At 59.6% G+C, this 7748-nt stretch carries 7 protein-coding genes; 3 read left to right on the forward strand and 4 right to left on the reverse strand.

Annotation, left to right across the window (positions count from 1 at the left end; genetic code table 11):
- Nucleotides 1-158: 158 nt before the first annotated feature.
- A complete protein-coding gene (locus CBB91_RS12385; RefSeq protein ID WP_273014279.1) occupies nucleotides 159-977 on the reverse strand; it encodes a crotonase/enoyl-CoA hydratase family protein in 819 nt (272 codons plus the stop codon).
- A gap of 109 nt (nucleotides 978-1086) precedes the next feature.
- Between CBB91_RS12385 and hisE the strand changes: the two genes are divergently transcribed.
- Complete coding sequence (gene hisE, locus CBB91_RS12390; protein ID WP_051602538.1) at nucleotides 1087-1428, forward strand: phosphoribosyl-ATP diphosphatase; 342 nt, start codon at nucleotides 1087-1089, stop codon at nucleotides 1426-1428.
- Here the strand turns inward: hisE and CBB91_RS12395 are convergent.
- Complete coding sequence (locus tag CBB91_RS12395) at nucleotides 1425-2396, reverse strand: glycosyltransferase (protein ID WP_273014280.1); 972 nt, start codon at nucleotides 2394-2396, stop codon at nucleotides 1425-1427. The two genes, hisE and CBB91_RS12395, sit on opposite strands and share 4 nt — an antisense overlap.
- A gap of 114 nt (nucleotides 2397-2510) precedes the next feature.
- Nucleotides 2511-3245, reverse strand: coding sequence for a DUF6065 family protein (locus CBB91_RS12400; protein ID WP_273014281.1), 735 nt, complete (start codon nucleotides 3243-3245; stop codon nucleotides 2511-2513).
- 58 nt (nucleotides 3246-3303) lie between these two features.
- On the opposite strand from CBB91_RS12400, the gene CBB91_RS12405 reads away from it, so the two are divergent.
- Nucleotides 3304-3813, forward strand: coding sequence for a prolyl-tRNA synthetase associated domain-containing protein (locus tag CBB91_RS12405; protein ID WP_035549792.1), 510 nt, complete (start codon nucleotides 3304-3306; stop codon nucleotides 3811-3813).
- A gap of 78 nt (nucleotides 3814-3891) precedes the next feature.
- Here the strand turns inward: CBB91_RS12405 and CBB91_RS12410 are convergent, their stop codons facing one another.
- A complete protein-coding gene (locus tag CBB91_RS12410) occupies nucleotides 3892-6396 on the reverse strand; it encodes a TonB-dependent receptor (RefSeq protein ID WP_273014282.1) in 2505 nt (834 codons plus the stop codon).
- A gap of 221 nt (nucleotides 6397-6617) precedes the next feature.
- Here CBB91_RS12410 and CBB91_RS12415 point away from each other — a divergent pair.
- On the forward strand, nucleotides 6618-7748 hold a 1131-nt coding region (locus tag CBB91_RS12415; protein WP_273014283.1), incomplete at its 3' end, for a sulfotransferase.

Here is a 7748-nt window from a genome sequence, read left to right on the forward strand (position 1 = left end):
CTGTCAGCCGGGCTATTCCAGGACGTGCCGCTCAAGAAAATCAGCCAGCAGATCTTCATTGATCAGAAGCCAGACTTTTACGAATTGGCAAACGACACGCCAAAACTTACCGGTGAGGAAGCATTCGCTGCATTTGAGTCCTCGAACAGCGAAGAGGACTAGTCCGCAAAGGACGGCTTGCGCTTTTGCATTTCTGCAAACACCGCCTCCATCTGGTTTGGTGTACGGATGATTTTGTCCTGCTCGTCTGATTCGGCCTGCAGCAATTCCGCATCCGTTGCATCCTGCATCATGTTGAAGATGCGTTTCGAAGCCTGAATGGCATCGGGGTTCTTGTTCGCGATTTGCGTGGCAAGCGCCATCGCGTCCTCCAGCGGCGTGTCAGAGACATGGGTGGCAAAGCCCATATGCTTCGCCTCGGCGCCATTGAAGATGCGGTTCGTATAGGTCAATTCACGCAGCACATCGTCGCGGACATTGCCGCGCCAGAGTGGGAAGCCGGCCATGTCCGGCACGAGGCCCCATTTCAATTCCATGATGGCGCAGCGTGTATCGGGATGCACGAACCGAATGTCGGCGCCGGACAGGATCTGGAAGCCGCCGCCAAAGGCAACGCCATGCGCCGCCGCGATGACCGGCGCCGGAATTTCGCGCCAGCCCCAGGCCACATGCTGGGCGCGATTGGCAATGCCATGCGTGCGCTCGGCCAGCGTGCTGGCCTTGCTGCCTGTGACGCTCTTGGCGCCATCGCTGCCGGAATCACTGCCGAGGCTGGACAGGTCGAGCCCGGCGCAGAAGGCGCGCCCCTCCCCCGAGACAACCACGACGCGCAGGCCCTTNGTCTCTTTCAACTGGGCNATCGCCTCATTGATGCCGTCAAACATGGCGGGGTCGAGGGCNTTCATCTTGTCGGTGCGAATGAAGCGGACATCGGCAATGCCATCGTCCAGCATGGTGATTGAGACCCGGTCTTTCATGACTCTGTTCCTGATCTGGTGGCGTTTCCTTTCGTAAAAGTGCGCCAGCGGGGCCCCGCGTCAAGCGCCCGCGCTTCCTCACGTCGCGTAAGTGCGCTATGGCGGAGGTATGACGGATCTTGGCTCTTCTGACCGCCTTGCTGCGGCCCTCGCTCATCTCGGCAGCACAATCGACGCGCGCGCGAAGGAAGGTGATGCCTCAAAATCCTGGACGGCTAAGCTGCTGGCCAAGGGGCCGGAATCCTGCGCGGAAAAGGTGCATGAGGAAGGCATGGAGCTGGCCGAAGCGGTGCGCCGCGAGAGTGATGCGAACGTCGCCAGCGAGGCGGCAGATGTACTCTACCACGCTTTCGTCGCGCTGCGCTCCCGCGGTGTGAGCCTCGATGATGTGGCCGCCGCATTGGAAAAGCGGCAGGGCATCAGCGGGATTGACGAGAAGGCCAGTCGCTAGACGCTGAACGCCCGGCGAACGAGCGAGGGCGCAATCGGGGACACAGTGTGCCCGATCATCGAAAGCCCATAATAGGTGGTCGCGAGCCCCTTGGCGACGAGACGCCCCCGCGCGCCGAGCTTCATACCATCGGCCCCTTCGTCGATGCGCCTGAACGCACCTGAGAGATTCCACTTCGCCTTGCGCAGCGGGAACAGAGACGGACGCGGATCAGACTGCGGCCGGAGCGTCTGGTCCATCAACCAGGCATCATGGCCATCAATGACGGCACGCTTCAGAAAGTGGCCGAGGCCATTTGGCGGCGGATGGGAAACGCGCGCGGCCGGACAGATCTCGATCTGTTCTCCTGTCTTGCGCAACTGGTCGGCCAGCACATAGCAGCGCCCCCGCACCAGGTCGCTGTCCGGGAACGGTGCGCGGAGAAAGGTTTCCCGCTCGATCAGGAAATTGTTGGCAAAGAAGCGATCGCTTTCAAAAGCCTCTGTCGCAGGCGACCGCGGCGGGAAGAACCAGAACAGGGCGAAGGCCCGGTCCAGCAGGTTGACAGGTTCGACATAGGTCTGGCCGCCGACAATGACCGCATTGCTGCTGCGACGAGCTTCCAGCAACGTTTCAAGCCAGCCCTCTTCNGGCACGACATCACTGTCGATGAAACATAGCCANGGCCGCGTCGCGAGGGTCGCGCCAAGATTCTTCTGCTCGTANTATTCCAGATCGTGGGCGGCTTCGATGCGGATCTCGGCGCGCGCCTCCGGATNCCAGGCCGAATCCACGAATTGCTTCAGGGCGCTTGAATCAATGGCCTCTGGATCATGCAGGATCAGGATTTCGGCAGGGTCCGCAAACCGGTCAGCCAGGGCCGCAATCTGTCCGGACACACATTCGAGCATGTCTGCGGCGCGATCCGCCTCCGCGAGCTTGGCGTTCTCCCATTCCATGATGACCGAAAGGCCGGGATACCTTGTCATAAAATCTGTTCCTGCCTACCGGGACACCTTATCGCGAAAGCAATATCCGCGCCAAGCAAGGCGAATGTGCCAGCGAGGCGGGAAATCCGGACACATGCGCGAATATTCAGCGCGCTACACCTCTCTCGGCGGTTTCAGGCGGCGTTTNGTCTGGTGGGTGTCGGCCTTGTCGCCGGTGGGTTTTTCGCCGCGCATATAGTGGCGCTGCCAGCGTTCTTTCATGGCGTTTTCCTCGCCACCCGCGAGACGCGTATTGAAATCAGCGCGGCTGTCGCGCCACGCGTCATATTCCTTCACCAGCTCCTCATTCGAGCGTAGCAATTTCCGCTCCGGCTCGATCTCTTCCAGCTTCTTGTGTTCCATCAGCGTGATGAAGGCGAAGGGCTCGCCCTTTTCGAAGATCACNTCGCCAGGGCGGGTCATCTGCCAGTTCATCGTGAACGGAAACGGTAGCCAGTCTGTCTCAACGAGGCCTGTCAGCGGGTAGATGCCATCCTTCGGCCAGTTTGGCGGGCCGGTGACCCAGACGCCCCAGCCGGGCGGCGTGCGGAACAGATGGCCTGTATGGAAAGTGACGATTCCGCGCATGAAATGAGCATCGGCAAAGCTGGCGATGGCGTTCGGATCCCCGCGGGTCAGCAGCTGGATGTCTTCATTCCGGTTGCCGCCATTCCACTTGATCTTGATGTCCATCGGGCACAGCAATTCCCAGCCCGTGGCGTTTGCCATGGTCAGCGGCAGGCAGCGATAGGGATGGCGATCCGTGAACGCATCCATCCAGTCGCGATTGGAGCGCGCGGGCACAAGGTCTGGCGCGACATCATAGATCTTGTAGCAGTCGAGGTGCATGGAAGCGGTATCCGGGGCAAAGCTTGACGAGGCCTCAAGTCTTGGCCCAAACGGCGCCATGACTGCAACCCCCGATGATCTGTTCGCCTATCTGGATGAGTTGGGCATTGCCCACACCACGCACTGGCACGCGCCCGTCTTCACCGTGGAGGAAGGCCGGGACCTGAAAGCGTCGATGCCGGGCGGGCATACGAAGAACCTGTTCCTGACCGACAAGGATGGCACCATCATCCTGATTGCAGCGGAGGCGCACTCACAGTTGAAGCTGAACCGGCTGCACCGGCTGATCGGCACGCGGCGGCTTTCCTTTGGCGCGCCGGAATTGATGGAAGAGGTTCTGGGCGTCACACCGGGATCCGTTACGGCGTTCGCGTTGATGAATGACCGGGAAGGACGCGTGCGCTTTCTGGTGGATGCGGCCCTGATGGCGCATGATCCGGTGAACTTCCACCCGCTGACCAATACAGGCACAACGGCCATCGCGCGGGACGACCTGGAAGTATTCGCGCGCGCAACGGGACACGGGTTCGAAGTGGTGGACTTCACCCAATTGCTGGACGAGGGCTGATCCCATGCCCCAAAAAGGGAGGGGCCGCCCATGACAGGCGACCCCGGGGATTGACTTGCTGAAAAGTCTTTTGACTGACTAATCGAATGTATATTTCAGACGCACACCCATCGAGCGCGGTGCGCCGACGTGCGTGTAGTAGGTACGCTGATAGACTGGACCGCCGAGATCATCGGACAGAACCTGATTGTAGAGATTCGTGCCGACGACGCCGGTTTCGTAGAACTCATCGAACAGATTGTTCACGAAGAAGGTCGCCTGCCAGTCACCCGTGTCATACACCGCGGATACGTTAGCCAGCCCAAAGGAATCCAGCGTCAGGCCATCGCCGAGTCCACCGGTCCGGCTGAGCACGTCGCCCTGCCATGTGTAGCCGGCATTGAACGCAAGTTCGCCATCTGCAAACGGCATGACATAGGTACCGAAAACGGACAGCTGGTCTTCAGGTGAGCCCGGAAGGCGGTCGCCATCGCTGCCATCCAGAAGGACTGTGCCAAAGCCTGGAGGCGAAATGGTACCGACAAGACCCGGCGCATCAGCCGTCAGTTTGGCCTCAGTGTGACTGTAGCTGCCGCGGACAGACAGGTTTTCGTTTACAGCCCAGGCTCCACTGACTTCGAAGCCTTTTGATTCCGCACCTTCGGCGTTCACCGTGATCGGAATGGATGCGTTGATCGTAGCGGAGGTGAGCTGCGGATCGGACCATTCGATGAAGTAGACGGCACCGTTCAGCGTCACCCGGCCATCCATGAGTGTTGATTTGAATCCAAGCTCATAATTGGTTGTGGTGTCAGGACCGTACTGCGACTCATCCCGTGTGGAGATATCGCCCGCACCCGGCCCGAATTGCTGTCCCGGCAACAGCGCACAGGCGCCCTGCTGGTTGTCTGTCGGATCATAATCCGGGCAGACGCCGATACCGTTTGAGTTACCGATACGATAACCTTCACTGACCGTGAAATAGCCAAGAATATCGTCAGTGAACTCATAAGACGTGTTGAACTTGAAAAGTGTTCCGTCGTCTGACTGGCTGGTGCGTTCGGTACCGTTGGGGCTGCCGGCCGCAAAGTCAGACTTCAGGCTGTTTTCCAGATCATTGATGCCGACCGGCTGCAGATAGTCCGGGCCACTGTCAAACAAGGGGAAATCCACATCACTGAAGGATTCAAGATCGTACTCATAGTAGCGACCGCCAACCGTGACGGTCCACTTGTCTGTGATCTCAAACCCGATTTCACCGAACAGAGCCATTTCCTCAAGCTCGGAGAAGAACTGGGAATAGTATTCCAGATCGTCCGGACGGTCGAAACCAACATAGTCCGCATAGCCCGGCGTGTATTCTTGTGAATACGACGTGACGTCTGAGTTGTTGTAGAACGCGCCAATGATCCAGTTGAATCGGCTTTCCGTCGTCGAGACGAGGCGGACCTCCTGGTTGAAGGTGTTTTCACGGCCCTTCTCATGCGTGAAGGAGGTGAAGGTCGGGAACAACTCATAGCTGTATTCCAGAGAGATCAGCAGATCTGTCTGGTCGCGCTGGCCATCATCGTCGAAGCGGGAATAACCTGTCGCAGAGGTCAGTTCCGCAAAGCCGAGATCAGCTGTCAGCTCAAGCGCGAGCAGCTGGTTCGTGATCTCGTTCGGCTCTTCGACGCGCTTGGCCAGNTCATACTTGCCGGTNTNGAGCGTNTTGCGCCAGCTGGAGCCTTGGCGGCCATCAATGTCCGACTTCTGATAGTAATAGGTTGCCGTACCATCGAGCCAGTCGAGCGGCTCCCAGCGCGCAGCAAGGCGCCCAGACACGGTCCGTTCACCATTCGCGTCGGTGACGCCGCGCAGATTCGCAGCCACGTCAGACGGATCGGAAAAATCCGGATCCGGGTCAGACACGCCGATTTCCTGAACGATATAAGGATAATCGATGAAGCCGGAATCGTCTTCAAAGTCGATCGAACCTCGGATGGCAAAGTTTGGCGCCAGAGCCTTGTTGAAGGTAAGGCCAGTCTCATAGCTGAGGGATGCGGCCTCGGAATACTTCGAGACTTCAGAGCGCACTTCGAGAAGATCACCGCCGAAATCCGGCTTGTTCGGAATGTAGCGAATCGCGCCGCCCAGCGTACCCGCACCATAGAGTGTGCCCTGTGGCCCAAGCAGAACTTCGACACGCTGCATGTCGTTCAGCTTCAGGTCCACGAACAACGGAATTTCGCCAATATAGGTTGCGACCGTGCCGCCGCCATCATTGTTGCCATCGCCGGAGCCGAGGCCATCCGCATTCAGGCCGCGCACGATCAACGGGTTGCCCTGACGGCCCCCGCGATCCACCACGTTGATACCGGGCACGTAGGACAGCATATCGGACAGTTCGTCGAAGCCCTGCTCCTCGATCTGTTCGCCGCCAACCGCTGCAATGTTCAACGGAATGTCCTGAACGCTTTCGGCGCGGCGAGTTGCCGTTACAGTGATTGTCTGCGCGCGCAGTTCGCTGNCGCCTGAGGCGTCTTCCTGGGCATTGGCGCCCATGACCAGGCCCGTCGCAAGTACGGCGAGGCTGGTCTGTCTTAACAAGCTGGATTTCGACATAAAATTCTCCTTAAGTTCCTACCTCACCTTCCTGAGCAGGACATCGGAGGGACCCCTCCCTCACGCCGCCGTCCCATACGGCAGCACGATTGTTCCCAAGGAGTAAGATTTTTGGCACGCCTGTGCGTCACCCGTCTGCAGAACAGGATGAAAGGAGCACAGCTCTGACCAATAATTGGGCAAATTCACCGCAAAGCGCCCTGCTAGACGAGGCAGCCGCCATGCTGGCCAGACAGGAATACCGGGAGGCGCATGGATTGTGCATGAAAGCGCTGCAGGCTGACCCGGCAGAGTCGCGCGCCTTTTACCTGCTTGGCATTCTCTCGGCGGACCATTCAAATCATTCAAAAGCGATTGAGCTGTTTGACCGGGCTCTGGCGGTGGGGACACCCCGTTCGGACATTCTGGCGCAGAAGGCCCGGTGCCAGATCGCCCTGCTCCAGCGGGAAGAAGCTGTACAAAGCGCTGAGGCGGCGGCGAAGCTGGAACCGGATGACGCGTTCACGCTGGACACGCTTGGTGTCGTCTTCAGCCGGGCCGGCCTGCACGCGCGGTCCCTAGGTTTTTACCAGCGTGCCACGGATGCGGCGTCGGATGTGGCGGCCTATCACTACAATCATGGCGCGGCACTACAGTTTGCCGGGCGTATGGATGAAGCGCGCGATGCCTACCGCACATGTCTTGCGCTGGACCCTTCCGATACGCGGGCGCGCGCAGCCATTGTGCAGATCACGAAACAGACAGAAAGTCAGAACGAGATCGCTCAGCTGGAGCAGGTTTTCCCGTCGATTGCGGACGATGCCGATGACGCCCTGCGCATCGGCCATGCACTCGCCAAGGCGCATGAAGACCTCAACCGTCCGGCAGATGCGATGCACTGGCTAGCGCGCGCGAAGGCCGTAAAATGGGCGGGCCTGCACCATGACGAGGCGTTCGATGCGGCTGTGTTCGAGGCTGCAAAGCGCGCGGCGGATGAGCCGGGAGCTGGCGGTTTTTCCGATGCTGCGCCGATCTTCATCGTGGGGATGCCCCGCACCGGCACAACTTTGGTCGACCGGATCCTCTCCAGTCACAGCGAGGTCACCTCAGCCGGGGAACTTGCCGATTTCGGCCTCGCCCTGAAGCAATTGTCGGGCACGCAGTCGAACTATGTGCTCGATGCGGAAACACTGAATGCTGCGGCTCGGGTGGATGCCACGACGGTGGGCCGTTGGGGCTCTGGTCTCAGGCCGGGCCATGCTGATACGGTGCTCTGGGGGGCACGTGATTGCAGCGAACTCGACCGCAGTGTTGGCCTTGGCGCGAGGGCTATTCCGCCCAATGACGAACTGACGGACACGAACCGACGGACA

The sequence above is a fragment of the Hyphomonas sp. TMED31 genome (assembly GCF_002172815.1).
GTDB lineage: Bacteria > Pseudomonadota > Alphaproteobacteria > Caulobacterales > Hyphomonadaceae > Hyphomonas > Hyphomonas atlantica.

Excerpts from the sequence above, each read along its gene's own strand:
- hisE (WP_051602538.1), top strand. The coding sequence starts at position 1,087 with ATGACGGATCTTGGCTCTTCTGACCGCCTTGCTGCGGCCCTCGCTCAT.
- CBB91_RS12405 (WP_035549792.1), top strand. The coding sequence starts at position 3,304 with ATGACTGCAACCCCCGATGATCTGTTCGCCTATCTGGATGAGTTGGGC.